Raw genomic sequence first — 24,817 nt, 5'->3', positions numbered from 1 at the left:
AGCCGAATGAACTGTCATCAACGTTATCTTTTCCCCATCATCCGCCTTGTCGGAATCCTGATCGGTAAGCAATGCAATCTCCGAAAGGAAATCGGTAAGAGACACATTCGGATTACCCTCCTCCTGCCGCAAAGCGCAGAAGTCATTCATTCCATTCACCAACTCTTCTATATTTTCCTTACGGCTTAGATTCTCGGGGGATGTGTCCTGACAAACATCGTTGATAATGCCGGACTGACGGATGATATTCGTTCCTATTTCATAAGCGTTCTTATCTGCCTGATCGACAATGAAACCTTCTATCAATTCACGAAAGCCTTGCAGTTTTGCATGCGTTCCTTTATTTATATCCAGTCCGTAACTCAATGGTTCACAGAGTGCCGCCCAAAGACTTACGCCATGATCGGTAGCCGCCGATATAATCTTCCCGACTGTCGTATCTCCAATACCACGAGCCGGATAATTAATGATTCGCTTGAATGCTTCTTCATCATTCGGATTCACTACCAAACGGAAATAAGCAATCACATCTTTTATCTCTTTTCGCTGGTAGAACGAAAGTCCTCCGTAAATCTTATAAGGTATACTCCGTTTCCGAAGAGCCTCTTCAAAAATACGGCTTTGTGCATTCGTACGATACAGGATGGCAAAATCAGCATATCCGTAGCGATACTCCCGTCGTAGCTCTGCAATCTTATTAGCTACAATATCTCCCTCTTCCACATCGCTATACGCCTGAAATACGCCGATAGGTTCCCCCTTTTCTTTCTCCGAAAACACGGCTTTCCGTATCTGGCGTTCATTCTTCTCAATCAAGCTATTGGCAGCACAAACAATGGTTTGTGTGGAACGATAATTCTGCTCCAGTTTAAAAACTTTCGTATTGGGGTAGATTTTTGTAAAATAGAGAATATTGTCAATATCCGCCCCACGGAAAGAATAGATACTTTGCGCATCGTCTCCCACTACACAGACCCGTTGATTTTCTTTAGTCAGTTGTAGAACAATGCTATGCTGCGCATAATTCGTATCCTGATACTCGTCCACCAATACATAACGGAACTGATCGCGATAACGTGCCAGCACTTCCGGAAAGTCACGAAACAGAATATAGGTATATACCAATAAATCATCAAAATCCATCGCTCCCGCCTGACGGCATCTGTCCCAATAACGAGTATAGATATCACGGATAGCAGGCATCTTGGCAGCCATATCTCCTTCGTAAGCCTCTTTATTGGCAGCGTATCCCGTAGGAGTGACCAAATGGTTTTTGGCATTGGAGATGCGTGCCTGCACTACTCCCGGTTTATAAGTTTTCTCGTCCAATCCCATCTCTTTGATGATGGAACGAAGCAGGCTCTTACTATCAGCCGTATCATAGATGGTGAACTGGGAAGTGAACCCGATAAATGTTGCTTCGGCACGAAGAATCCGTGAGAAGATGGAATGGAAAGTCCCCATCCACAAATAACGTGCCCTTTCCATACCTACCTGACGGGCAATACGCTCTTTCATCTCGCGCGCCGCCTTATTCGTAAAGGTCAGTGCAAGGATATTCCACGGATTGTAGCCGTTCTCCTGTTCCAGCAAGTAAGCGATTTTATAAGTCAATACACGCGTCTTCCCCGAACCTGCACCGGCTATCACCAGCGAAGGACCGTCATTATAAGTCACTGCAGCACACTGACTCTCGTTCAATTCATCTATATAATTGGTATTCATAACAGCATTATAAAAACAATGTGGATTTTTAACAAACCCTTGGCATTCAAATTTGTTCTCAATACAAAAGTATAATATTCATTCGAGAATGAAGGTATTTTTATGAATTTTCATCACTAACTATTTTAACCTAACACCAAAAAGCAATGAAAAGAAGTATATTTTTATCGATTATTTTGAGTTTGTTTCTGGTCGCCTGCATTCCACAGGCAATGGCACAAAAGCAGAGCCGCCTGGAAAAGCTGCTAAGGTATCTGAACGATAATGACGCCGACAAATGGCAGAAAAACCGTGATAAGATAGATGACGAGACACAAACCTATTATGCCGAGGAACTGGCATTATTGGATGTGCTCAACGGATTGTGGAACGAGCAAAGCGAACAGGCTGCCACCAACTATTTCGGATGCTACGAAAGGGCAACGAAAGCTTATTTTCCCAATATCTGTGAAGAAGAGAAAATACAACTTTCCAACGTACAAAACAAAGCAGAACTGGCCGTTATCTCCATTCTGGATGCTTCGAAAGATCAAATTCCTTTTAGCAAGACGTTGATGGACAGTATCCAGTCAAGCGGTTATCCGGGAGATTCTGCCATCTTGCAAAAGGTGCGGGACATCCGTGAAATGGCTTTACTGGAAGGTATGCTGAAAACACCTACGCTGAATATTTATCAAACGTACATCACGGAATATCCGAACGGCAAATTTATCTCTCAAATCAACACTGCGGAAAACAAACGGCTTTACCAGATTGTAAAGAGTAATCCGACATCAGCGAATTTCAAGGCATTTTTTGATAACGCCAACATGCAGAAATTCTTCACGGATAAAGATACGCGTCCATTCCTTCCGGAAGTTCGCGCGTTATACGATGATTTTCTGTTTCAAGGAATCGACAGCCTCCGGGAGAAAGGAAACGCAACAGCCATCCGGCAGATTATTGACGAGTATAAGCAATCACCTTACCTGACTTCCATAGCACGTACTCATCTGGACGACCTTGAATATCTTAGTGAAAAAGCTGATTTTGAGCTTTTAAAAGCTGCCATTGTTAATTCCGAATCTTTGAGTATGCTGCAGGATTTTCTTTGCACACACAGATACAAGGAATTTCGTGACCAGGCCAATGCACTACGGACACCGTTTATTCTGCAAACAATCATATCCACTCCTACTTCTGTGAAATACTATAATGGAGGACGATTGATTAAGTCTGCGGAAAATGACAGTACGGGAAATACCTCGACCACTTATTCGTATGACGATAAGGGACAGCTCATTTCTACATTGTCGCTTACCGTAAAGAACGGTCAGCCAAGCAATGAAATACAAACGAACAGATTATACGATCCGCAAGGTCACTGCATCTTTGAAGTGCAAACGAATCCGAAAACCAAAACGGATCTCTACCGACGGACACGCCGTATCGGTACGGACGGAAGTATCGAGAGTGATTCGCTCAAGTATACAGATGGAAGAGTCATCATAAGTTCCTATAATAAACAGGGGTTATTGACCGAAACCAAAGAGTATAATAAGAATGGAGAACTTCAGGCGTACACCGCAAACAAATATGATGATAAAGGCAGATTGATTTCATCCCAACATCAAAACCTGCTTTTTGCCAATTCTTCGGATCAGATTATTTCACAAAAAGATGCTTATGAATACGATAAATACGGTTATCTGACACAAATCGTTTACCAACGGATTTTAGGCAATAACCAGAAAACATCGGGATGCCTGACCTGCCTGTACGATAAATACGGAAACCAGATCGATAGCAATTCTTATTATGAATATGATAATACGGGCCAATGGATCTGCCGGACCGACCGTGAGCATCCAAAAGAAGTGGAACGCATACAGTACATTTACAAATAAAGTAAGATGCTGTGAACATTTTGCAAAGGGCTTCTGTTATTATAGTATAACAAGCCAATTAAAACTTGTAACATTATGAATACTATATTAATGTCTTTAATTATGATGACCATGACTTACGAAATGCCTAAACTTCCTTACGCTAACAATGCGTTGGAACCTGTAATCAGTCAGCAAACAATAGATTTCCATTACGGAAAACATCTACAAACGTATGTAAATAATCTGAATAGCCTCGTGCCCGGAACAGAATATGAAGGTAAAACGGTAGAAGAAATCGTTGCAGCCGCACCGGATGGAGCTATATTCAATAACGCCGGACAAGTATTGAACCACAACCTGTACTTCCTGCAATTTGCCCCGAAACCTTCAAAGAAGGAGCCGGCCGGTAAACTGGGAGAAGCCATCAAACGTGACTTTGGCAGCTTTGAAAACTTCAAGAAAGAATTCAATGCAGCAGCAGTCGGATTGTTTGGTTCAGGATGGGCTTGGCTATCCGTAGATAAAGACGGTAAACTGAAAATCACTAAAGAGGGGAACGGCAGCAATCCGGTACGTGCCGGTTTGAAACCACTTCTTGGATTTGACGTTTGGGAACACTCCTATTATCTGGATTACCAGAACCGCCGTGCCGACCACGTAAACGCCCTGTGGGATATCATCGACTGGGATGTGGTTGAAAAAAGAATGTAATCAAATTTACAAGCTAAACTATACTTATGGAAAAGGTCGTTGTGTTTTTCACAGCGACCTTTTTTACAGATTAAAAAGAAACAGACTTTTATTGTATATCAGATGCATTAGTTGTATTTTTGCAACTCATAAAACAACATAACAAACAATTATGATACTGTATAAAAGAAAAAAAATACGATTTATTGTCTCCATTGCTGTACTCCTTTTCCTCCCCCTTTTCGGCAATGCTGCCACCACAGAAGAATCTGAGGAAGAAATCCTGTTTATCACCTCTTATAATTCTGACACTAAATATACCTACGATAACATCAGCACATTTATAGAGACCTACACCCAATTGGGAGGAAGATATTCGACCATGGTAGAAAATATGAATGCAACAGACTTAACGCAGGCGCATCAATGGAAAAAAACATTGACCGATATTCTGGACAAACATCCGAAAGCCAAATTAGTTATTCTCCTGGGTGGTGAAGCATGGAGCAGTTTCCTCCATCTCGAAGATGAAAAGTACAAGCAGCTTCCTGTTTTCTGTGCAATGGCATCACGCAACGGAATACGTATTCCGGAGGATTCGACCGACATCCGAAGCTATAATCCCGAAAGCATTAACTTAATGGAACGCATGAAGGAATACAACGTAAGATATTGTAGCACATACGAATATGACATTAAAAAAGATATTGAAATGATACAGGATTTCTATCCGGAAACAGAACACCTTGTATTTGTATCGGATAACACATACAACGGACTTGCCGAACTGGCATGGTTCAAGAAAAACCTGCAACATTTCCCACAGTTGTCTATCACCTACGTCGATGGCCGCATCCATACACTCGATATGGCTGCCAGTCAATTGCGCAATCTTCCCAGAAACACAGTCATGTTGCTTGGCATCTGGAGAATCGATAACCGGGGTATTACTTACATGAATAACTCCGTTTATGCTTTTTCCAAAGCCAATCCTCTCCTGCCTATGTTCAGCATGACTTCTACCGCAATAGGTTACTGGGCTATCGGAGGATATGTCCCGCAATATGAAGGAGTGGGAAAAAGCATGGGAGAATATGCTTACCGCTTTTTAGACCAAAAGGAAACGGGTATCAGCAGCATCAATATCTTACCCAACAGATATAAATTTGATGCGAAGAAACTAAAGGAATGGGGATTTGGAAACAAGAAGTTACCTGTCAACTCAATGGTAATCAATCAGCCCATCCCGTTCTTTGTGGCCTATAAGACAGAAGTGCAATTCATCCTGATTATATTTCTCGTATTAGTAGGAAGTCTAATGATTTCGCTGTATTACTATTACCGGACTAAAATCCTGAAGAATCACCTTGAAAGAACTACGAAACAACTACGGGAAGATAAAAAGAAACTGGAAGAGTCTGAAGTCGAATTGCGTGATGCTAAAGAGCGCGCCGAAGAAGCTAATCAGCTGAAAAGTGCCTTTGTTTCGAATATGAGCCACGAGATACGGACTCCGCTAAATGCTATTGTCGGTTTCTCCAGCCTGATTATCGGTTCGGTAGAGCAGAATAACGAACTGAAAGAATACGCAGATATTGTCCAGACCAACTCCAATTTGTTGCTCCAACTGATTAGTGATGTACTGGATATATCACGCCTGGAATCAGGAAAACTGCAATTCAACTATGAATGGTGTGAGCTGGTGAACCATTGCCAGAATATGATTACTCTGACCAACCGGAACAAGACAATGGATGTAGACATTAAACTGCAAATGCCTAAAGAGCCTTACATGCTCTACACAGATCCCTTGCGCCTGCAGCAGATTATTATCAATCTGCTGAACAATGCCTTGAAATTCACTCCTGCCGGAGGAAGTATTACGCTGGATTATGAAGTGGACGAAAAAAAGCAATGTATGCTGTTCTCGGTAACTGATACCGGCACCGGAATCCCCGAAGATAAACAGGAGCTGGTATTCCAACGTTTCGAAAAGCTGAACGAGTTCGTACAGGGTACAGGATTGGGACTGGCTATCTGCAAACTGACCATCCAATATATGGGAGGTGATATCTGGATTGACAAGAATTACAAAAATGGCGCCCGATTTATCTTTTCTCATCCTATCAAAAAACAGGAATCAACAGAAAAATGAAAAAAAATCGAATGATTTAGTGTTTTTCTGTTTCTTTTTCACTTACTTTGTCCCCGTAAAGACAAAGGGGTGCCCCATGAGGGGCTGAGATTATACCCTAGGAACCTGAGGCAGTTAGTACTGACGTAGGGATTGTGTTTCTTCTTATCGCCTTTCCATTCAAGCACGCTCTTTGTATTTACTTTCAACTTATTTATTCTGATAGGACAATGAAAGTACAAGTGAACAACAAAGAGGTGGAAATTACTCCCGACTCTACCCTTACACAACTGACAGCACAGCTCGAACTTCCGGTTCAAGGCATTGCTATCGCCGTAAACAACAAAATGATTCCCCGTACCGAATGGGAGTGTTTCATTCTACACGAGAACGATAACCTGGTGATCATCAAAGCGGCTTGCGGAGGATAAGGAGATGATTAGTCTACAATTTATCATGCATCAGACCGAACGGTATTCGTACCTCGAATCGGCACGTATGGCACTCGAAGGCGGATGCAAATGGATCCAGCTACGTATGAAAGACGCTCTTCTCGAAGAAGTGGAAGCAGTAGCCCTGCAACTGAAGCCGCTTTGCAAAGAGCACGAAGCAATCCTGATTCTGGATGACCACGTCGAACTGGCCAAAAAGCTGGAAGTGGACGGTGTGCATCTAGGCAAAAAGGATATGCCTATCGACCAGGCCCGCCAAATACTTGGTGAAGCCTTTATTATCGGTGGCACTGCAAACACTTTCGAAGATGTCGTACAACACTATCGTGCCGGAGCCGATTATCTCGGCATTGGTCCTTTCCGGTTTACTACCACTAAAAAGAATCTAAGCCCTGTACTGGGTTTAGAGGGCTATTCTTCTATTCTTTCACAGATGAAGGAAGCGAATATCGAAATCCCCGTTGTAGCTATCGGAGGAATCACTTTTGAGGATATTCCTGCCATACTTCATACAGGAGTAAATGGAATAGCCCTGTCAGGAACTATTCTCGGAGCAGATAATCCGGTAGAAGAAACACGTAGAATCCTGAATCATGCGTAAAGCAATGATGTACAATCAGTAATTTAATTTATAATATATATAGAATGGAAAAGTTAGTAATTGCGGGACGCGAATTTAACTCCCGTCTTTTCCTGGGAACAGGAAAATTCAATTCCAATGAAGTAATGGAACAAGCTATTCTGGCTTCAGGCACGGAAATGGTTACTGTTGCCATGAAACGAATCGACATGGACAACAAAGAGGATGACATGCTGAAACATATTATTCATCCGAATATTCAGCTATTGCCCAATACTTCCGGTGTACGTAATGCAGAGGAGGCTGTTTTTGCAGCACAACTGGCTCGCGAAGCCTTTGGAACAAACTGGCTGAAACTGGAAATTCACCCGGACCCACGCTATCTGCTCCCTGACTCTATCGAGACACTGAAAGCTACGGAAGAACTGGTAAAACTGGGTTTTATCGTGTTGCCTTATTGTCAGGCTGACCCTGTACTCTGCAAACGTCTGGAAGAAGCGGGCGCAGCTACCGTTATGCCGCTCGGTGCACCAATCGGTACCAATAAAGGATTGCAGACCAAAGAATTCCTGCAAATCATTATCGAACAGGCAGGTATCCCGGTAGTCGTAGATGCGGGTATCGGTGCACCCAGTCATGCTGCCGAAAGCAATGGAACTGGGAGCTTCCGCTGTATTAGTTAATACCGCAATAGCCGTTGCCGGAAATCCGGTAGAAATGGCAAAAGCATTCAAAGCGGCTACAGAAGCCGGAAGACAGGCTTACGAAGCAGGATTAGGATTACAAGCCGTCGACTTCGTGGCAGAAGCAAGTTCACCTCTAACGGCTTTTCTTGATTAAAAACGAATAAACTATGGAACAAAAAATAAAATTCCCCCGCTCGCAGAAAGTCTATTTACCCGGTAAACTTTATCCGAATATCCGTGTAGCGATGCGGAAAGTGGAACAAGTGCCCAGTGTCAGCTTTGAAGGCGAAGAAAAGATAGCAACACCGAACCCGGAGATATATGTATATGATACCAGCGGACCGTTCAGCGATGCAGATATGAGCATTGATCTTAAAAAAGGACTGCCCCGTATGCGTGAAGAATGGATTGTAGGCCGTGGTGATGTGGAACAACTTCCCGAAATTACTTCGGAATACGGACAAATGAGAAGGGACGATAAAAGTCTCGATCACTTACGTTTCGAGCACATCGCTCTGCCCTATCGCGCTAAAAAAGGAGAAGCAATCACTCAAATGGCATACGCCAAAAGAGGGATTATCACCCCTGAAATGGAATATGTAGCAATCCGCGAGAACATGAATTGCGAGGAATTGGGAATTAAGACCCACATTACTCCAGAATTTGTCCGTCAGGAGATTGCAGAAGGACGTGCTGTATTACCGGCCAATATCAACCACCCAGAAGCTGAACCGATGATTATCGGACGCAACTTCCTTGTGAAAATCAATACGAATATCGGAAATTCGGCTACTACCTCAAGCATAGATGAAGAAGTGGAGAAAGCATTGTGGAGCTGCAAATGGGGTGGCGATACCTTGATGGATCTTTCCACAGGAGAAAATATCCATGAAACACGCGAATGGATTATCCGTAATTGTCCCGTACCCGTCGGCACGGTTCCTATTTATCAGGCACTTGAAAAGGTGAACGGCATAGTGGAAGACCTCACCTGGGAAATCTACCGGGATACATTGATTGAACAATGTGAACAAGGTGTAGATTACTTCACCATTCATGCAGGGATCCGCCGCCATAATGTTCATCTTGCCGATAAGCGGTTGTGCGGTATTGTCAGCCGTGGAGGAAGCATAATGAGTAAATGGTGTCTCGTACACGATCAGGAAAGTTTCTTATACGATCACTTTGATGATATTTGTGATATCCTGGCACAATATGATGTAGCCGTTTCTTTAGGCGACGGACTTCGTCCGGGTTCTATCTACGATGCGAACGATGAAGCGCAGTTCGCCGAACTGGATACCATGGGAGAATTAGTGCTTCGTGCCTGGGATAAGAATGTTCAGGCATTTATTGAAGGCCCCGGACACGTTCCGATGCATAAAATCAAAGAGAACATGGAACGTCAGATTGAAAAATGCCATGACGCCCCATTCTATACACTCGGCCCGTTGGTGACGGATATTGCTCCCGGATACGACCATATCACTTCTGCTATCGGTGCCGCACAAATCGGATGGCTGGGTACGGCTATGCTTTGTTATGTCACTCCGAAAGAACACCTTGCCTTACCCGACAAAGAGGACGTACGCGTAGGAGTCATTACCTACAAGATAGCCGCTCATGCCGCTGACCTGGCAAAAGGACACCCGGGTGCACAGGTACGAGACAACGCATTGAGTAAAGCTCGCTATGAGTTCCGCTGGAAAGATCAGTTCGACCTGTCTCTCGACCCGGAGCGGGCGCAGACCTATTTTCGTGCAGGACATCATATCGATGGAGAATATTGTACGATGTGCGGACCTAATTTCTGTGCAATGAGATTGTCACGCGATTTAAAGAAAAGCGCTAAAACCAACAAATAATGAGTAGGGAGAAACAGAAAGTCAGCCCACTGACCTACCTTCTCCCCTCATTTCAATTTTTAATTTTTAATTGATTAAAATGTTCTCCGACGAATTAGAAAAAATATCCTGGGAAGAGACGACAAAAGCCATCTATTCCAAAACAGATGCCGACGTACGCCGTGCATTGGGTAAAAAAGAGCATCTGGATGTCAACGACTTTATGGCGCTGATTTCACCTGCCGCCACTCCTTATCTGGAAGTGATGGCACGCCTTAGTCAGAAATATACGATGGAACGGTTCGGTAAGACTATCTCCATGTTCGTACCGCTCTACCTGACTAATTCATGTACCAACTCCTGCGTCTATTGCGGTTTCCACATCAGCAATCCGATGAAGAGAACGATACTGACAGAGGAAGAGATTGTCAACGAATACAAAGCCATCAAACGACTGGCTCCTTTTGAGAACCTACTGCTCGTAACCGGTGAAAACCCTGCCGCAGCAGGTGTTCCCTACATTGCCCGGGCGCTGGATTTGGCAAAACCTTATTTCAGCAACCTGCAAATTGAAGTAATGCCCCTTAAAGCAGAAGAATATCAGGAACTGACTAATCATGGTCTGAATGGAGTGATCTGTTTTCAAGAGACTTACCATAAAGCAAATTACAAGACATATCATCCGAGAGGCATGAAGTCTAAATTCGAATGGCGTGTAGACGGCTTCGACCGTATGGGACAGGCAGGTGTACATAAGATTGGCATGGGTGTCCTGATCGGCTTGGAAGAATGGCGGACAGACGTAACGATGATGGCTTATCATCTACGTTATTTGCAAAAGCATTACTGGAAAACGAAATACAGCGTAAATTTCCCACGTATGCGCCCGTCTGAAAATGGCGGCTTCCAACCGAATGTAGTCATGAACGACCGGGAACTGGCTCAACTTACATTCGCGATGCGAATCTTCGACCACGACGTAGATATCTCCTATTCCACCCGTGAAAGTGCAGAAATCCGAAATCACATGGCAACGCTCGGTGTTACAACCATGAGTGCGGAGAGTAAAACTGAACCCGGAGGATATTACAGTTATCCTCAAACCCTGGAACAATTTCACGTAAGTGATGAGCGAAAGGCGGTTGAAGTGGAACGTGACTTGAAGAAACTAGGTCGCGAACCAGTTTGGAAAGATTGGGATCAGTCTTTTGATTTTAAAAGATAGGCAGATGCGATACGATAGACAAATCATACTTCCCGAAATCGGAGAAGAAGGTCAGAAGAAACTGCAGGAAGCCAAAGTGCTTATTGTAGGTGTGGGAGGGCTAGGCTCTCCCATCGCTCTCTACCTGGCAGGCGCCGGTGTGGGATGTCTCGGACTGGTAGATGACGATTTGGTAAGCATCACTAACCTGCAACGACAAGTTCTCTATTCCGAAAAAGAATTGGGTAAACCGAAAGCTATCTGTGCAGCGGAACGGCTCTCCGCTCTCAACAGCGAGATCAGAATACATCCCTACTCTACCAGGTTGACAAAAGAAAATGCTTATCATATCATTCAGGAATATGATATAGTAGTCGACGGCTGTGACAACTTTGCCACCCGTTACCTGATTAACGATATCTGCATAGAGCAGAAAAAGCCTTACGTATATGGTGCTATCTGCGGTTTTGAAGGACAGGTTTCTGTATTCAACTACGGAAACCAGAAAAAGAACTACCGGGATCTTTATCCTGACGAAGAAGAAATGCAACGGATGCCTCCTCCTCCTAAAGGTGTGATGGGAGTTACTCCTGCCATTGTAGGAAGTGTTGAAGCTACGGAAGTGCTGAAAATAATCTGTGATTTTGGAGATGTTTTAGCCGGCGAACTATGGACAATCGACCTGCGGACATGGCAATCTAACAAATTTTCACTATAAAGGTTGGTTTCTGACATAGTTAATTAGTAACTTTGCTAAGCAATCCAATTTTAACAAAAGAAATGAAACTAATTGTAGTTACCACCCCTACCTTCTTCGTCGAAGAAGATAAGATTATTACCGCTCTTTTCGAAGAGGGGCTGGATGTCCTACATCTTAGGAAGCCGGAAACTCCGGCTATGTATTCGGAACGGCTATTGACACTTATTCCGGATAAATATCACCGCCGTATCGTCACGCATGAACATTTCTATTTGAAAGAAGAATTTAATCTGATGGGTATCCACCTGAATGCACGTAATCCCAAAGAGCCGCATGATTATTATGGTCACATCAGCTGTTCGTGCCATTCAGTGGAGGAGGTAAAAAACAGAAAGCATTTTTACGACTATGTTTTTATGAGTCCTATTTATGATAGTATCTCTAAAGTGAATTACTATTCAACATATACTGCCGAAGAATTGCGTGAAGCACAAAGAGCCAAAATTATCGATTCGAAAGTGATGGCATTGGGAGGTATCAATGAAGATAATTTGCTGGAGATTAAAGATTTCGGTTTCGGAGGAGCTGTCGTATTAGGAGATCTTTGGAACAAATTCGACGCCTGTCAGGATCAGAACTATTTAGCCGTAATCGAGCACTTTAAAAAGTTGAAAAAGCTATCAGATTAATAAAAAGCCGATAGTAAACTGACTGTACATTCCTATTGTATATCCAATAAAGGAAATGACTTTCTCAATCATAAAATAAAAAAGCCGCCGCGAATTGTCTTCCGCAACGGCTTTCTGTATTTCGGTGTTTTCTTATCAGAACTTATATCCCACGATAATAGAGAAGTTCATGTTTTTAGGATTACCAACTTTTTCCACATCAACCAGACCAAATTGACCATCCAAGCCTGCAATGATTCTACCAAATTCCAATGCAACTCCTACACCAAGACCTGCATCAAAACGCTTCAAAGCATCATCACCAAAAGTGTCGACTTTACGTTCTGTGTCATTACCTAAGTCAAACTTTGTTTTACCGGCAATACCACAAGCAAAATAAGGACCTGCATTCACCACCAGATTAGTATTATCTGCTACATTGAAACGTGCAGCAGCCATTACTGGCAATTCCAAATACATTGCATTAATGCTATTGCCATCTTTCTTTGCACCTTTACTAGTTAAGAATAATGAAGGTTGCAGTGACCATGTATCAGTAAAAGCATATTCAAAACCTCCACCAAGTTTGAATCCAACCTTTGCATTCAGATCAAGATCACCGGTGTAATTACTAAAGTTCATACCTACTTTGGCATTCCAACCTGTAATTTGAGAGAAACCTGCCACTGAAATCAGTGCAAATAAAACAAACAAAACACTCTTCTTCATAATTTTAAAGTTTTAAATTAATACTAAAGGTTTCTATTGACCTCATTGTTTAACAATACAAATGTATAATTGTAATTTGTATTAAACAACTTTTTCGTTAACAAGTGCGCAATTTATAGAGATTATACATAAAAAAAGGGAATTCCCTATTTTTGAGAACTCCCTTTCCTAATTTGTTGATTTGTTTTCTTCTTATTAGAATGCGTAATGGAAACCAATTGAAAGATCTTCACTAGTAAGTTCAAGACCAAAAGAATCTCCAAGCGTATTTATATTTCTACGATATCCCAGGAAACCATACTTGGCAATGAAAGAGAAGTGATCGTTCAATTTAACAGCAATCCCCGGTCTAAGTCCCACTTGTCCGGCTTTAGTAGTGTCTCCGTCTTTAACCTTCACGAAGCCGAGAGCAGCAGTTCCGTCCAGAAACAGGCGAACCGCACCGGTTTCACAGTAAGACCAACGAATGTATGGAGCAACAATTACTGAATTCTTTGTTAGTCCACCATTATAATTATGTGAATAATCCAATTCAGCACCCAATGCCCATGTTTCATTAAAGTTGTATCCAACTTCCGGAGCAACTTTAAAAGAAGTAGTGTTGCCTGTGCTGTTACGCCAAACGTTCAAAGATCCGCCTACGTAAATGTCTTGTGCTTTTACAGCGATAGTTGCTAACATTACAACTACCAATAATAAACCCTTTTTCATTTTCTTTGTTTTTTTAAATTAAACGTTAGACCCCAATTCGGTCGATTTCTGGGGTGCAAATGTAAAGCTGTTTTTATGATTAAACAAACATTTAGTTAGTTTTTTATAATAAATACCAAATAAATATTGGATGGTAAACGGACATCAGTACCCAACAGGCATAAAATAAAATAGACTGCAAATACTTTCACAAGTATTTACAGTCTATTTATCAGATAGTTAAGTACCTAACCAGCGTATTTGACTATCCTTCTATTGCTGCCTGCGCAGCCGCCAATCTGGCAATCGGCACTCTGAATGGAGAACAACTAACGTAGTTCAAACCTACCCGGTGACAGAATTTCACTGAAGAAGGCTCACCGCCATGTTCACCACAAATACCACATTTCAGATCCGGACGGATAGCACGGCCCTTTTCTGTAGCCATACGTACCAACTGTCCCACACCATTCTGATCGAGAACCTGGAACGGGTCTACTTTCAAAATCTTCTTTTCCAGATAAACAGGAAGGAAAGAAGCTATATCATCACGAGAATAACCGAAGGTCATCTGCGTTAAGTCATTTGTACCGAATGAGAAGAACTCGGCAGAAGAAGCGATACGGTCGGCAGTCAAAGCGGCACGCGGAATTTCAATCATTGTACCCACTTTGAAGTCAATGCTATCTCCTACTTCCTCAAACAACTTCTTAGCTTCCGCACGGATTACATTTTCCTGCTCCTTGAATTCATACAAGATACCAGTTAATGGAACCATGATTTCCGGATGAGTTTCCACTCCTTCTTTCTTCAATTCGAGTGCAGCACCCAAGATGGCACGTGTCTGCATCTGTGTAATTTCAGGATAAGTATTTCCCAGACGGCAACCACGGTGACCCAACATCGGGTTATGCTCACACAATGATTCTACACGTTGCTGGATATATTGCAGGCTCACACCCATAGTATCTGCCATTTCCTGCTGTCCCTTCAAATCGTGAGGAACGAACTCATGCAAAGGAGGATCGAGCAAACGAACCGTTACCGGACAACCAGCCATTGCTTTAAAGATACCCTTAAAGTCTTCTTGTTGATATGGAAGAATCTTAGCCAATGCTTTACGACGTCCTTCCGCATTTTCCGCCAGAATCATTTCACGCATTGCCTTGATCTTTTCACCTTCGAAGAACATGTGTTCCGTACGGCAAAGCCCAATACCTACTGCACCGAAGTTACGAGCCACTTCCGCATCATGAGGAGTATCTGCATTCGTACGTACCTGCAGACGAGTATACTTATCAGCCAGCGTCATTAATTCAGCAAAGTCACCGGAAAGTTCTGCAGCCTGTGTTTCTACCTTACCATTATAAACTACACCTGTACTTCCGTTCAGAGAGATATAATCGCCTTCTTTCAACACAACACCGTCAATTTCTACGGTACGGTTTTTATAATCGATATTCAATGCACCTGCACCTGATACACAACATTTACCCATACCACGAGCCACAACAGCAGCATGAGAAGTCATACCGCCACGAGCCGTAAGAATACCTTCGGCAACTGCCATACCGGCCAAGTCTTCCGGAGAAGTTTCGATACGAACCATTACCACACGTTTACCGGCAGCATGCCATTCAGCAGCGTCGTCAGCAAAGAACACCACCTGACCGGTTGCAGCACCCGGAGAAGCCGGAAGACCACGAGTCAACACTTTGGCTTTCTTCAAAGCATCCTTATCGAATACAGGGTGAAGCAATTCATCGAGTTTATTCGGTTCCACGCGCATCAAAGCAGTCTTTTCGTCAATCATGCCCTGACGGAGCAAATCCATAGCGATCTTCACCATAGCAGCACCTGTACGCTTACCCTTACGTGTCTGAAGGAACCAGAGTTTACCTTCTTGTACGGTGAACTCCATGTCCTGCATATCTTTATAATGATTTTCCAGTTTAGTCTGGAGAGCATCTAATTCTTTATAGATTTCCGGCATTGCCTCTTCCATGGAAGGGAACTTCGCTGCGCGAACATCTTCGGTCACACCAGCCAATACAGCCCAACGTTGAGAACCAATCTTGGTGATCTGTTGCGGAGTACGGATACCGGCCACTACGTCTTCACCTTGTGCGTTAATCAGATATTCACCATTGAAAAGGTCTTCACCCGTACCGGCATCACGTGAGAAACAAACACCAGTAGCCGAAGTTTCACCCATATTACCGAACACCATAGCCTGTACATTGACAGCTGTACCCCATTCATCAGGTATACTTTCCATCTTACGGTAAAGGATAGCGCGTTCATTCATCCATGAATCAAATACGGCACATATAGCTCCCCAAAGTTGTTCGTATGCACCAGTCGGGAAATCTTTTCCGGTCTGTTCCTTTACGGCAGCCTTAAATTTCTTTACGAGTTCCTGCAAGTCTTCCACTTTCAACTCGTTATCCAGTTCTACCCCTTTCGCTTTCTTCACCTCTTCAATGATTGCTTCGAACGGGTCGATATCATCTTTATTGGTAGGCTTCATGCCCAATACTACGTCACCGTACATCTGCACAAAACGACGATAAGAGTCCCATGCAAAGCGTGCATTACCTGTCTTACGGATAATACCTTCTACCACTTCGTCATTCAATCCCAAGTTCAGAATCGTATCCATCATACCCGGCATAGATGCGCGCGCACCGGAACGTACAGACACCAACAAAGGATTTTCAACGTCACCGAATTTAGATTTCATCAACGTTTCCACGTGAGTGATCGCTTTTACCACTTCATCTTTCAGTAGCTCAACCACTTTATCACGTCCTAACGTATTGTATTCCGTACAAACATCTGTAGTTATTGTGAATCCGGGAGGGACAGGAATTCCGATTAAATTCATTTCTGCAAGGTTGGCTCCCTTACCACCGAGCAAATTCTTCATGTCAGCCTTTCCTTCTGCCTGACCATTACCAAAGGTATAAACTCTTTTTTTATCCATAATATTGTGTTTAAAGTTACATTATGATTTTTTTCTGTTCGCAAATCTAAGGATATTTCGCAAACTTGAAAACTTTTTGCGAAAAAACTTTCTATCAAAATGCAATTTCGACATTACAATCCGGAATATTTCTGTATACCCGAATTTTTTCCAAAAAAAATACCTACTTTTGCAAAGTAATTATTAGACTGGTGTAAAAGTGGCAAGAAAGAAAAAAGAGCTTCCCTTATTGGAGAAGGTAACAATCATGGATGTGGCTGCCGAAGGAAAAGCCATCGCAAAAGTAAACGACCTGGTGATTTTTGTTCCCTATGTAGTGCCGGGTGATGTCGTAGACCTGCAAATCAAGCGTAAAAAGAATAAATATGCCGAAGCTGAAGCGGTGAAGTTTCACGAGCTGTCGCCCAATCGCGCTGTTCCTTTCTGCCAACACTATGGCGTATGCGGTGGCTGCAAGTGGCAAGTGCTCCCCTATTCGGAGCAGATCAGATATAAGCAAAAGCAAGTGGAAGATAATTTGAGACGTATCGGGAAAATCGAACTTCCCGAAATTTCTCCGATTCTCGGTTCTGACAAGACGGAATTCTACAGGAACAAACTGGAATTCACCTTCTCAAATAAACGCTGGTTGACAAACGAAGAAGTTCGTCAGGATGTGAAGTATGACCAGATGAATGCGGTGGGTTTCCACATTCCGGGAGCCTTTGACAAGGTGCTGGCTATTGAGAAATGCTGGTTACAGGATGATATATCCAACCGTATCCGCAACGCTGTACGTGACTACGCTTACGAACACGATTACTCTTTCATCAATCTGCGCACACAGGAAGGTATGCTGCGGAATATGATTGTACGCACCTCTTCAACTGGCGAACTGATGGTAATCGTCATTTGCAAGATTACGGAAGATCACGAAATGGAACTGTTCAAGCAGTTACTCCAATTCGTAGCGGACTCTTTCCCAGAAATCACTTCTCTTCTATACATTATTAATAATAAGTGCAATGACACAATCAATGATTTGGATGTGCATGTATTTAAAGGGAAAGATCACATCTTTGAAGAAATGGAGGGACTGCGTTTCAAAGTAGGACCGAAATCATTCTATCAGACCAACTCGGAACAGGCTTATAATTTATATAAAGTGGCCCGTGAATTTACCGGATTAACAGGCAACGAACTGGTATATGACCTCTATACAGGAACGGGAACAATCGCCAACTTCGTATCACGCCAGGCTCGCCAGGTAATCGGTATCGAATATGTGCCGGAAGCTATCGAAGACGCAAAGGTAAATGCAGAAATCAATGATATCAAGAATGCATTGTTTTATGCCGGTGATATGAAGGATATACTGACGCAGGATTTCATCAATCAGCATGGACGCCCGGATGTAATCATTACTGATCCTCCTCGTGCCGGTATGCACCAGGATGTAGTTGATGTCATCTTGTTTGCCGAACCGAAACGGATTGTGTATGTAAGTTGTAATCCTGCTACTCAAGCACGGGATTTGCAATTACTCGATGAGAAATACAAGGTGAAAGCCATTCAACCGGTAGATATGTTCCCTCACACCCACCACGTAGAAAATGTGGTGTTGCTGGAACTTCGATAATCCGTGATGATAATAGAATTTCAAAAGAAAAAAGAAATGGGAAAAAGACCTAGAAGAACTCCTGCTGAAAAAGCACGTGCTCAATATACCAATTATGCAGTGAAAGAACCCATGGAACTAATGGAGTTCCTGGCTACCAAGATGCCGGACGCAAGTCGTACGAAATTAAAATCGTTGTTAAGCAAACGGGTTGTATTTGTTGATAATGTGATAACCACACAATTCAACTTTCCTCTTGAAGCGGGCATGAAAGTGCAAATCAGCAAACAAAAGGGAAAAAAAGAATTTAATAACAGACTGCTGAAAATCGTATATGAGGATGCCTATATCATTGTTGTCGAGAAGATGCAGGGACTTTTATCAGTCAATACAGAAAGACAGAAAGAGCGCACAGCCTATACAATACTTAACGAATACGTGCAACGTTCCGGACGTCAATTCCGTGTGTTTATCGTTCATCGCCTGGACAGGGACACTTCCGGCCTGATGATGTTTGCTAAAGACGAAAAAACACAGCGGACACTACGTGATAACTGGCACGATATCGTGACTGACCGTCGATATGTAGCTGTGGTGGAGGGAAGTATGGAAAAAGATTATGATACAGTCGTTTCCTGGCTGACTGATAAAACGCTTTATGTAAGTTCCAGTGAATATGATGACGGTGGATCAAAATCTATTACCCACTATAAGACCATCAAACGTGCCAACGGATATTCTCTGTTGGAACTCGATTTGGAAACCGGCCGAAAGAATCAGATTCGTGTACACATGCAAGATTTAGGACATCCTATTATCGGTGATGGAAGATATGGAAGAGAAGATGCTCCCAACCCTATCGGACGACTGGCACTCCATGCTTTCAAACTTTGTTTCTATCATCCGGTAACGGGAGATTTGATGGAGTTCGAGACACCTTATCCGGCGGAGTTTAAGAAGTTGTTTCTGAAAAAATAAATTCCTATATTCAAAAATAAAGCCAGAATCATAATCGACTCTGGCTTTATTTTTAATCTTCATTATTATTTTATTGACGCCTCATATAAAATGGCTGTCCATCTATTCTATCTCTAAAATCCTGCCAATTATTATACCATGTTCCACTAAATGTCCTGCCGGTAGCTTCTGCACCCCAAATATAGGCATAAGTGCGGTCACCGTAGAAAAATAATTCCATTGAATTATATCCTCCATCAATCCATCTCCACTCAAAAACCAGATAATTTGGATCACCAGCAGAACCAATCGTTCCTTGATTTCTCGCATTAAATGTCATGAGCGTACCTCTTCCCCAGGTATATGCCCCGAAATCAATTTCTTCATTAGTATACCACTCGCCAGGCAGATTAAATTCTGTCTCTTCTTCACTCTCACACGAAGTAAAGCCAACCAATAAAGTCAGCATCATCAAGATACCTGCATATCTCTTTATCATTTTCATAATTCTCTAGTTTATTGCGTTTATTAATACAAAATTAGCATTTTATATTTACTATACATCACAAGCCACAAGTTTTTTGTACCTTTGCAAAGATAATATTAAATTTTCCACATGAAACTTCTTTGGCTTGATTTAAATAGTTCGTACGCTCATTCTTCGCTGGCATTGCCAGCCTTACATGCCCAGATAGCAAATAATACAGACATTGAATGGTGTACGGTCTCCGCCACTATCAATGAAAATACCGGTAGTGTCGTCAATCAAATCTACCGCCATCAACCGGATATCATTGCAGCTACCAACTGGCTATTTAATCACGAGCAACTCCTGCACATCGTTTCACGCGCAAAAGCGTTACTACCTCACTGCTGTGTTATACTCGGAGGTCCCGAGTTTTTAGGAGATAATGAAGCTTTCTTATATAAGAACAAATTTGTAAGCGGAGTGTTTCGCGGAGAAGGCGAAGAAGTATTTCCTTTATGGTTAAAAGTGTGGAATCAGCCAAGAAAAGAATGGAAATCAATCACAGGACTCTGCTATCTGGATGAATCGGAAGCATACCATGACAACGGGCTCGCCCGTGTCATGAACTTTTCCGAATTAGTTCCTCCTGAAGAGAGCCGTTTCTTCAATTGGAGCAAACCCTTTGTGCAATTAGAAACTACCCGCGGATGTTTTAACACCTGTGCCTTTTGTGTCAGTGGAGGTGAAAAACCGGTTCGCACCCTATCTCTTGAAGCAACCCGGAAACGTCTTGACGTGATACACCAACACGGAATCAAGAATGTACGGGTACTGGACCGCACTTTCAATTACAACAACAAACGGGCAAAAGAATTACTAAATCTATTCCGCGAATACCCGGATATCTGTTTTCATCTGGAAATTCATCCTGCACTCCTTTCCGATGAACTCAAACAGGAATTAGCCACCCTTCCTAAAAGACTGCTACACCTGGAAGCCGGAATCCAAAGCCTTCGGGAAAACGTGCTTGAACAAAGCCGGAGAATAGGCAAACTCTCCGATGCTTTGACCGGACTCAAGTATCTATGTTCCCTTGAAAACATGGAAACTCATGCCGACTTAATAGCAGGACTCCCACTCTACCATCTATCAGAAATTTTCGATGATGTCCGTACTTTAGCAGAGTATGGCACAGGAGAAATCCAACTGGAATCCCTCAAATTACTTCCGGGCACCGAAATGAAAAGAAGAGCGGACGAATTAGGCATACAGTACTCTCCACTCCCTCCATACGAAGTTCTTCAAACTCGTGAAATCACCGTAGATGAATTACAGACAGCACATTATCTGTCCCGCCTGTTAGACGGTTTCTACAATACCCCAACTTGGCGAAGCATCACACGGATACTCATTCTCGAAAACCCTCATTTTATACATGAGTTACTCGATCATTTAGTTCAAACAGATGTGATTGACACCCCTCTTAGCCTGGAAAAAAGAGGATTAATCCTCTATGACTTCTGCAAGAATCATTATCCCGACTACCTGACACAAGTCAGCATTGCATGGATAGAAGCGGGTATGTCATTAAAAAAAGCTCCGGCAGAAAAAGTAAGAACCAAAAGACAGCTACCACCTGAAAGCTGGGAAATAGAATACGGAGCATATCGCGAGAATCTACGATTATGTTTCCTTCCCACCGATGAAGAAGGACATGGTTACTGGTTTGGTTTTGAGTCGGAGATTCAGAAGATACAACCGGTTTTCAAGGCTAAAAAACTATCATAAATAAAAGAAAAGTATTCTCATATTATGTGAAATTATTATTAGTCGCTAATCGTTTAGAGCAGCATTTCCTGTTTTCCACCGTCCATACAATAAACTTTACTAGCACAGTGTATGGACATTCGAAAATATCAATTCAATATTTTTTGCCTATTATTGTTCCCCTTATCCGCAACAGGACAAGAATGGAACAAACAGGATTCATTGAGACTTCAGCAAATGCTGGAATCCGATCAGGAGATCAAGATAAATAGAAAGTTTATCGAAAAAGTAGAGCAAAACATGTACTCTCGAAAACCATTTGTAGATTTTGATCCCACACTACCGACTTTAAAATCTTCCATGATTTTTTCGAAACCTTCCATTCGCACTTATCAGACATTCCTAAAACCGGGTTCCACCTTTTTACCCACTTACTCCTGGTTAAGAATAAACAAGAATCTTGTGCTGCACAGTAAAAGTAATTTTGCAGAAAATTCCAGTTGCTTTCATATCCAAAGCCAAATAGAATATAATTTATCTCCCAAATGGTCTCTCAACATATATGGCGTACAAAACCTTGATACCCGAAAACACCGGGGCCTCCCTTCCGAAGTGGAACCCACCCAATTGGGTAGTAATGTTGTTCTCAAAATAAATAAAAACTGGAAAATAAAAACAGAGGTACAATACCAATACAATGTCCTCCGCAAAAGATGGGAATGGATACCTCAAATTAGTGTTTCATACGAATGGTAACCCGTGCCGACAATCAGGAATCGAAAAGTTTTAGAAAACAAGAAAGCATATTTTCCATTTATTCTCGTACCTTTGTCATACGATTAAATATGCTATCATAATGAAGAACTTTATCAAGGGATTCCGGTTTACCCCCTCTAATTATCCGGCAGAAGTAGAAGCAAAAATACAGAAATACAGAAAGCAAGGTTATAAACTTCCACCGCGCAAAGTACTCCGTACTCCCGAGCAACTGGAAGGTATCCGGGAAAGTGCCAAGATCAATACTGCACTGCTGGACTATATTTCAGAGAATATCCGGGAAGGCATGTCCACCGAAGAAATTGATGTGCTAGTGTATGATTTCACCACCAGTCACGGTGCCATCCCTGCCCCACTCAACTACGAAGGATTTCCCAAAAGTGTTTGCACCAGCATCAACGATGTAGTGTGTCACGGAATACCCAATAAAAATGAGATTCTGAAAAGCGGAGATATTATCAATGTAGATGTTTCCACCATTTACAAAGGATATTTTTCCGATGCATCCCGTATGTTTATGATTGGAGACGTCAACCTTGATATGCAAAAGTTAGTACAGGTAACCAAAGAATGTATGGAAATAGGAATTGCTGCCGCACAACCCTGGAAACAGCTGGGTGATGTAGGCGCCGCCATCCAGGAACATGCAGAAAAGAACGGATTCAGCGTAGTCCGTGATCTCTGCGGACATGGCGTAGGGATGCAATTCCATGAGGAACCGGACGTAGAACATTTCGGACGCCGGGGCACAGGCATGATGATCGTGCCGGGCATGACCTTCACCATCGAACCCATGATTAATATGGGAACCTACGAAGTGTTTGTAGACGATGCCGACGGATGGACCGTCTGCACCGACGACGGACTGCCTTCCGCCCAATGGGAAAATATGATTCTGATTACTGAAACCGGAAACGAAATTCTGACATATTAATGGAACTGATTCTACTTATTGTTATTGCCGTGTTAATGATAGTCCTACTTGTATTATCACTAACCAAAGGCAACAATCAAACTCAAGCAGAACAATTACAAATAGCCTTGCGTCAGCAAATGCAGGAAAACCGGGAAGAACTGAACCGCAGCATCCGGGAACTTCGCATGGAAATGACGCAAACGCTGAACCAGAATATGCAACAGCTCCAAGATGTTCTGCACAAGAATATGATGACTACCGGAGAACTGCAACGACAGAAATTCGACATGATGGCCCGCCAGCAGGAAGCATTACTGAAATCCACCGAGAAACGACTGGATGATATGCGCCTGATGGTGGAAGAAAAGCTCCAGAAAACCCTGAATGAACGTATCGGCCAATCATTCGAAATCGTCCGTTCGCAACTTGAGAACGTGCAAAAAGGACTGGGAGAAATGAAATCTCTTGCTCAAGATGTCGGGGGACTAAAAAAGGTATTGAGCAACGTAAAGATGAGAGGAACGTTCGGCGAAGTCCAACTGGGTGCACTCTTAGAACAAATGATGAGCCCCGAACAGTACGACGCCAATGTCAAAACCAAAAAGAGCGGAACCGAATTTGTAGAATTTGCCATCAAACTTCCGGGAAAAGATGACGCCAACAGCACCGTCTACCTCCCCATCGACGCCAAATTTCCGAAAGATGTATACGAACAATATTACGATGCATTCGAAGCGGGAGACGCAGCATTGATGGAATCGTCCGGCAAGCAATTGGAAAATACAATCAAAAAGATGGCAAAAGACATCCATGATAAGTATGTGGACCCGCCTTTTACCACAGATTTTGCCATCATGTTCCTCCCGTTTGAAAGCATATATGCCGAAGTAATCCGACGCACCAGTCTCATCGAAACACTCCAAAAGGAGTATAAGATTGTAGTTACAGGTCCGACAACATTAGGCGCCATCCTCAACAGTCTCCAGATGGGATTCCGCACACTTGCTATCCAAAAACGTACCGGAGAAGTCTGGACCGTATTGGGAGCTGTCAAAACAGAATTCAGTAAATTCGGAGGGTTACTTGAAAAAGTACAAAAGAACTTGCAAAGCGCCGGTGACCAACTCGAAGAAGTCATGGGAAAACGAACACGTGCCATCGAACGCAAACTGCGGCAAGTGGAACAGTTGCCACACGAAGAAAGCCAAAAGATTCTACCTATTGACGTAGAAGACGATTTGACAGATTACTAACTGATATTATTTAGGCACGGATTACACGATAAACACGGAAAGAAAATAAACTTATCCGTGCAATTCGTATAATCCGTGCCTAAAAAAATTAGAGAAAGTGTTTCGACACACCTCCACACTAAACA

General features: G+C 42.7%; 20 protein-coding genes, 1 pseudogene and 1 riboswitch. Of the genes and pseudogenes, 16 read left to right on the top strand and 5 right to left on the bottom strand.

Features of this window, described 5'->3' with window-relative positions; translation table 11 throughout:
• Positions 1–1,725: ATP-dependent helicase (locus tag BSCG_RS08290; RefSeq protein WP_008776657.1), on the bottom strand; the 1,725-nt coding region annotated here is incomplete at its 3' end.
• Between the two features lie 146 nt (positions 1,726–1,871).
• On the opposite strand from BSCG_RS08290, the gene BSCG_RS08295 reads away from it, so the two are divergent.
• From BSCG_RS08295 to BSCG_RS08340, 10 genes and pseudogenes are all read left to right on the top strand, one after another.
• Complete coding sequence (locus tag BSCG_RS08295) at positions 1,872–3,611, top strand: hypothetical protein (RefSeq protein ID WP_008776656.1); 1,740 nt, start codon at positions 1,872–1,874, stop codon at positions 3,609–3,611.
• Positions 3,612–3,686: 75 nt separating this feature from the next.
• Positions 3,687–4,304 carry a superoxide dismutase gene (locus tag BSCG_RS08300; protein WP_004295710.1) on the top strand — a complete coding sequence of 206 codons (618 nt, stop codon included), beginning with the start codon at positions 3,687–3,689 and terminating at the stop codon, positions 4,302–4,304.
• A gap of 151 nt (positions 4,305–4,455) precedes the next feature.
• Positions 4,456–6,438, top strand: a complete 1,983-nt coding sequence (locus BSCG_RS08305; protein ID WP_008776655.1) for a sensor histidine kinase — start codon at positions 4,456–4,458, stop codon at positions 6,436–6,438.
• A 55-nt stretch (positions 6,439–6,493) separates the two neighbouring features.
• A riboswitch (TPP riboswitch) is annotated at positions 6,494–6,587 on the top strand.
• 60 nt (positions 6,588–6,647) lie between these two features.
• Complete coding sequence (thiS, locus tag BSCG_RS08310; RefSeq protein WP_008776654.1) at positions 6,648–6,848, top strand: sulfur carrier protein ThiS; 201 nt, start codon at positions 6,648–6,650, stop codon at positions 6,846–6,848.
• Between the two features lie 4 nt (positions 6,849–6,852).
• Positions 6,853–7,470, top strand: coding sequence for a thiamine phosphate synthase (locus tag BSCG_RS08315; protein ID WP_008776653.1), 618 nt, complete (start codon positions 6,853–6,855; stop codon positions 7,468–7,470).
• A gap of 44 nt (positions 7,471–7,514) precedes the next feature.
• Positions 7,515–8,289: pseudogene (locus BSCG_RS08320) on the top strand (thiazole synthase).
• A 13-nt stretch (positions 8,290–8,302) separates the two neighbouring features.
• Positions 8,303–10,000: a phosphomethylpyrimidine synthase ThiC gene (gene thiC / locus BSCG_RS08325; RefSeq protein ID WP_004303540.1), complete on the top strand. Its 1,698-nt coding sequence runs from the start codon at positions 8,303–8,305 to the stop codon at positions 9,998–10,000.
• A gap of 79 nt (positions 10,001–10,079) precedes the next feature.
• Entirely contained in the window at positions 10,080–11,204 is a 1,125-nt protein-coding gene (gene thiH, locus BSCG_RS08330) for a 2-iminoacetate synthase ThiH (RefSeq protein WP_004295704.1), read from the top strand.
• 4 nt (positions 11,205–11,208) lie between these two features.
• Entirely contained in the window at positions 11,209–11,901 is a 693-nt protein-coding gene (locus tag BSCG_RS08335) for a HesA/MoeB/ThiF family protein (RefSeq protein ID WP_004303541.1), read from the top strand.
• Between the two features lie 62 nt (positions 11,902–11,963).
• Complete coding sequence (locus BSCG_RS08340; protein WP_004295702.1) at positions 11,964–12,572, top strand: thiamine phosphate synthase; 609 nt, start codon at positions 11,964–11,966, stop codon at positions 12,570–12,572.
• A 135-nt stretch (positions 12,573–12,707) separates the two neighbouring features.
• Here the strand turns inward: BSCG_RS08340 and BSCG_RS08345 are convergent, their stop codons facing one another.
• The 3 genes from BSCG_RS08345 to ppdK form a co-directional block, all read right to left on the bottom strand.
• On the bottom strand, positions 12,708–13,280 hold the full coding sequence (locus BSCG_RS08345) for a porin family protein (RefSeq protein ID WP_004295701.1): 573 nt from the start codon (positions 13,278–13,280) through the stop codon (positions 12,708–12,710).
• A 195-nt stretch (positions 13,281–13,475) separates the two neighbouring features.
• Complete coding sequence (locus BSCG_RS08350) at positions 13,476–13,991, bottom strand: outer membrane beta-barrel protein (protein ID WP_004295700.1); 516 nt, start codon at positions 13,989–13,991, stop codon at positions 13,476–13,478.
• 244 nt (positions 13,992–14,235) lie between these two features.
• Positions 14,236–16,956, bottom strand: a complete 2,721-nt coding sequence (ppdK, locus tag BSCG_RS08355) for a pyruvate, phosphate dikinase (RefSeq protein ID WP_008776651.1) — start codon at positions 16,954–16,956, stop codon at positions 14,236–14,238.
• Positions 16,957–17,203: 247 nt separating this feature from the next.
• Here ppdK and rlmD point away from each other — a divergent pair, with 247 nt between their 5' ends.
• A complete protein-coding gene (gene rlmD, locus BSCG_RS08360; RefSeq protein WP_256379265.1) occupies positions 17,204–18,574 on the top strand; it encodes a 23S rRNA (uracil(1939)-C(5))-methyltransferase RlmD in 1,371 nt (456 codons plus the stop codon).
• A gap of 36 nt (positions 18,575–18,610) precedes the next feature.
• A complete protein-coding gene (locus BSCG_RS08365) occupies positions 18,611–19,531 on the top strand; it encodes an RluA family pseudouridine synthase (RefSeq protein ID WP_004317963.1) in 921 nt (306 codons plus the stop codon).
• A 70-nt stretch (positions 19,532–19,601) separates the two neighbouring features.
• Here BSCG_RS08365 and BSCG_RS08370 read toward each other — a convergent pair whose 3' ends face one another.
• Positions 19,602–20,015 (bottom strand): hypothetical protein, encoded by a 414-nt coding sequence (locus BSCG_RS08370; RefSeq protein ID WP_004295611.1) that lies wholly within the window; start codon positions 20,013–20,015, stop codon positions 19,602–19,604.
• A gap of 111 nt (positions 20,016–20,126) precedes the next feature.
• Between BSCG_RS08370 and BSCG_RS08375 the strand changes: the two genes are divergently transcribed.
• The 4 genes from BSCG_RS08375 (at position 20,127) to BSCG_RS08390 (ending at position 24,692) form a co-directional block, all read left to right on the top strand.
• The gene (locus tag BSCG_RS08375) at positions 20,127–21,767 is read left to right on the top strand and encodes a B12-binding domain-containing radical SAM protein (RefSeq protein WP_008776649.1); all 1,641 of its coding nucleotides are present in this window, start codon (positions 20,127–20,129) and stop codon (positions 21,765–21,767) included.
• A 111-nt stretch (positions 21,768–21,878) separates the two neighbouring features.
• Positions 21,879–22,502, top strand: coding sequence for a DUF4858 domain-containing protein (locus BSCG_RS08380; protein ID WP_008776648.1), 624 nt, complete (start codon positions 21,879–21,881; stop codon positions 22,500–22,502).
• Between the two features lie 100 nt (positions 22,503–22,602).
• Positions 22,603–23,457, top strand: a complete 855-nt coding sequence (gene map, locus BSCG_RS08385) for a type I methionyl aminopeptidase (protein ID WP_004309213.1) — start codon at positions 22,603–22,605, stop codon at positions 23,455–23,457.
• A complete protein-coding gene (locus BSCG_RS08390; RefSeq protein ID WP_004303563.1) occupies positions 23,457–24,692 on the top strand; it encodes a DNA recombination protein RmuC in 1,236 nt (411 codons plus the stop codon). Before map ends, BSCG_RS08390 begins: the two co-directional genes overlap by 1 nt.
• Positions 24,693–24,817: the final 125 nt, after the last annotated feature.

It is taken from the genome of Bacteroides sp. 2_2_4 (genome assembly GCF_000157055.1).
Classification (GTDB): Bacteria; Bacteroidota; Bacteroidia; order Bacteroidales; family Bacteroidaceae; genus Bacteroides; species Bacteroides ovatus.
Note: the sequence above shows the minus strand (reverse complement) of the source record. Positions and strands in the feature narration are given on the sequence as shown.

What these genes read in the sequence shown, in the direction of transcription:
- BSCG_RS08365 (WP_004317963.1), top strand. Translation starts at nt 18,611, where the DNA reads ATGGGAAAAAGACCTAGAAGAACTCCTGCTGAAAAAGCACGTGCTCAA.
- map (WP_004309213.1), top strand. Translation starts at nt 22,603, where the DNA reads ATGAAGAACTTTATCAAGGGATTCCGGTTTACCCCCTCTAATTATCCG.
- thiH (WP_004295704.1), top strand. Translation starts at nt 10,080, where the DNA reads ATGTTCTCCGACGAATTAGAAAAAATATCCTGGGAAGAGACGACAAAA.
- BSCG_RS08375 (WP_008776649.1), top strand. Translation starts at nt 20,127, where the DNA reads ATGAAACTTCTTTGGCTTGATTTAAATAGTTCGTACGCTCATTCTTCG.
- rlmD (WP_256379265.1), top strand. Translation starts at nt 17,204, where the DNA reads ATGGATGTGGCTGCCGAAGGAAAAGCCATCGCAAAAGTAAACGACCTG.
- BSCG_RS08335 (WP_004303541.1), top strand. Translation starts at nt 11,209, where the DNA reads ATGCGATACGATAGACAAATCATACTTCCCGAAATCGGAGAAGAAGGT.
- thiS (WP_008776654.1), top strand. Translation starts at nt 6,648, where the DNA reads ATGAAAGTACAAGTGAACAACAAAGAGGTGGAAATTACTCCCGACTCT.
- BSCG_RS08305 (WP_008776655.1), top strand. Translation starts at nt 4,456, where the DNA reads ATGATACTGTATAAAAGAAAAAAAATACGATTTATTGTCTCCATTGCT.
- BSCG_RS08380 (WP_008776648.1), top strand. Translation starts at nt 21,879, where the DNA reads ATGGACATTCGAAAATATCAATTCAATATTTTTTGCCTATTATTGTTC.
- BSCG_RS08390 (WP_004303563.1), top strand. Translation starts at nt 23,457, where the DNA reads ATGGAACTGATTCTACTTATTGTTATTGCCGTGTTAATGATAGTCCTA.
- BSCG_RS08300 (WP_004295710.1), top strand. Translation starts at nt 3,687, where the DNA reads ATGAATACTATATTAATGTCTTTAATTATGATGACCATGACTTACGAA.
- BSCG_RS08370 (WP_004295611.1), bottom strand. Translation starts at nt 20,015, where the DNA reads ATGAAAATGATAAAGAGATATGCAGGTATCTTGATGATGCTGACTTTA.
- BSCG_RS08340 (WP_004295702.1), top strand. Translation starts at nt 11,964, where the DNA reads ATGAAACTAATTGTAGTTACCACCCCTACCTTCTTCGTCGAAGAAGAT.
- BSCG_RS08315 (WP_008776653.1), top strand. Translation starts at nt 6,853, where the DNA reads ATGATTAGTCTACAATTTATCATGCATCAGACCGAACGGTATTCGTAC.
- BSCG_RS08345 (WP_004295701.1), bottom strand. Translation starts at nt 13,280, where the DNA reads ATGAAGAAGAGTGTTTTGTTTGTTTTATTTGCACTGATTTCAGTGGCA.
- ppdK (WP_008776651.1), bottom strand. Translation starts at nt 16,956, where the DNA reads ATGGATAAAAAAAGAGTTTATACCTTTGGTAATGGTCAGGCAGAAGGA.
- BSCG_RS08295 (WP_008776656.1), top strand. Translation starts at nt 1,872, where the DNA reads ATGAAAAGAAGTATATTTTTATCGATTATTTTGAGTTTGTTTCTGGTC.
- BSCG_RS08350 (WP_004295700.1), bottom strand. Translation starts at nt 13,991, where the DNA reads ATGAAAAAGGGTTTATTATTGGTAGTTGTAATGTTAGCAACTATCGCT.
- thiC (WP_004303540.1), top strand. Translation starts at nt 8,303, where the DNA reads ATGGAACAAAAAATAAAATTCCCCCGCTCGCAGAAAGTCTATTTACCC.